We start from the raw sequence: 2,268 nt of genomic DNA, 5'->3' as shown, positions 1-2,268 counted from the left end.
TCGTCGCGCTGGCCGCGGGCGGCTCGGTGTACGCGCTGATGCAGGGCGGGGGAGGCGACCAGGGCGACGCCGGCCCCGCCCCCACGCAGAGCACCGGCGCGCCCCCGACCACGCCGGGCCCGTCCCCGACGACCTCCCAGCCGGACACCTCCGCCTCTCCGGCGGACGGCACGATCCCGACCGGGTATCTCGGCACCTGGACCACGACCATCGACAACGCCGACGGCGAGCACAGCCGTTCGCTCACCCTCCAGCAGGGTCGACCGGGCGACACGGTTTTGTCCCTCGTGGCCGACGGCCCGACCAAGGACGGCGGCAGCTACCACTGTGTGTTCGAGGGGCAGTTGACCGCGGAACCGGGCGCCGACGGCACGCTGAGGATCGGCCCGTCCACCGTGAAGGCCGGGCAGCCGCGCACCGCCTGCACTCCGGGCGCCGCCACCGAGGTCACCCTCCTGCCGGACGGCACGCTCCAGCGCGTCAACACGAGCAGCGGGGAGCGGCTGACGTACACGAGGCAGTGACCAACTCCTCGTGGGCGCGAGGTAGTTGAACGTCGGGCGAATTCCGGCCGACGAAAACCGGATACCCGCTCGTACAGCCGTACGGTGACCGGACGATCGCATGCGGCCGGCAGCGGGGGCACCGACGATGGAGTGGCTGAGCGCGGAGAACCTCGTGGCCGTGGCGACGGCCGTCCTCGGCATCATCGCCTCGGGCGTCATGGTCTGGTACGAGCGCCGGGTGCCGCGCCGCAAGAGGATCGGCTACCGCGTGCAGATGGACAACCCCATCGGCGACGACGTGCGCTCCGGCCGCGCCAACCGCAGACTGGGGCTTTTCGACGAGGCGCCCGACATGACGGACGCGACCCTGGTGCTGCTGCGCATCGAGAACGACGGCTCACTGGCCGTCGACCGCGACGACTACACGGGGCCCGAAGTCCACGGCCTCACCGCGGTGTTCACCGACCGCACCATCCGCGGGGTCTCGGTCACCCAACCCTCCGACACCGAGCACCTCATGGACCACTTCACCGCGGCCCGGGGCTTCGGCTACGAGGACAACACGCTGCGCATCCCGCGCGTCCCGCTCAACCGCGGCGACTACTTCAAACTCCTCGTGCTGCTGTCCGGCGGCGACGTGGGGCGAGAGGTGCGGCTGACAGGGGGCCTGCGGGAGGGCGAGGTGCGTCCCAACCGCGCCGCCGCCCCGGACGACAAACCGCCGCTGTTCAGCCGGGCCGCCCGGCTGATCACCATCATGCTCACGCTGTGCGTGGTCACCCTGGCGGCGATCGTCGTCGCCCAGGACGACACCCCGCCCCCGATCGGCTGCGCGGGCGGCAGGCTCACCCTCACCGGTTCGACCGCGTTCGCGCCCGTGCTGCGCGAGGTGGCCGCGAAGTACGAGCGGGACTGCGGCGGCGACCCGGTCATCGACGTGGACCCCCACGGCTCGACGGCCGGGATACGGGAGCTCGCGGCGGCCGGCGCGCAGGCGGTGCGGGACGGCCAGGGCTCACCGCCGGCGGTCGCCCTGTCGGACGGCCCCAAGCCGGCCGGCCTGCCCGAACTGCGCGAGAACCGGGTGGCGGTGTCGGTCTTCGCGCTCGTGGTCAACGACGACGTACGCCTGACGAACCTGTCCACGAACGACGTACGACGCCTCTACCGGGGCGAGATCCGCAACTGGCGGCAGCTCGGCGGGCCCGACCTGCCCGTGCACCTGGTCAGCCGCGACGCCAACTCCGGGACGAGACAGGTGTTCCAGCGCCGGGTGCTGGGACGGGGCGAGATCGCCAACTCCTCCGTCGACTGCGTCCACAAGGACGACCCCACGGCGGCCGTCATCCGCTGCGAACTCGACTCGACGGACCAGGTGCTGACCACGGTCGCCGGCCTGCCGGGCGCCATCGGCTACAGCGAACTCAACCTGGCCGAGCGCGCCAAGGGCCTGCACTCCCTGCGCCTGGACGGCGACCCGGCCTCCGTCGACGCCCTCGAACGCGGCACGAGCGACTACCCCTACCGCGAGATCGAGTACGCCTACACCTACGGCCGCCCCCCGGCCGACTCCCTGGCGTCGAGCTTCCTCACCTACCTCGCCCGCGGCAACGGCCAGGACGTCATCCGCACCCACGGCCATCTGCCGTGCTGGACCCCCGAGGGCCTGACCCTGTGCGCGCAGGACTGAACCCCGATCCACCGGTCACCTGGGCTCCGGCGGCCGCTGCCGGGGCATGTTCGGCCGCCGGAGCCCAGGTGA

General features: G+C 72.4%; 1 protein-coding gene and 1 pseudogene. Both read left to right on the top strand.

Translation table 11 applies throughout. The annotated features are described in order from the left end of the window. Positions 1–524, top strand: a pseudogene (locus tag CCL05_RS41240) (serine/threonine protein kinase); the annotation flags it as partial. A gap of 127 nt (positions 525–651) precedes the next feature. After that, positions 652–2,196 (top strand): substrate-binding domain-containing protein, encoded by a 1,545-nt coding sequence (locus CCL05_RS41235; protein ID WP_086565692.1) that lies wholly within the window; start codon positions 652–654, stop codon positions 2,194–2,196. Positions 2,197–2,268 lie beyond the last annotated feature (72 nt).

This window comes from Streptomyces africanus, from assembly GCF_002150735.1.
Classification (GTDB): domain Bacteria; phylum Actinomycetota; class Actinomycetes; order Streptomycetales; family Streptomycetaceae; genus Streptomyces; species Streptomyces africanus.
This window is presented reverse-complemented; position numbering and strand designations above follow the sequence as displayed.

Excerpts from the sequence above, each read along its gene's own strand:
- CCL05_RS41235 (WP_086565692.1), top strand. The coding sequence starts at position 652 with ATGGAGTGGCTGAGCGCGGAGAACCTCGTGGCCGTGGCGACGGCCGTC.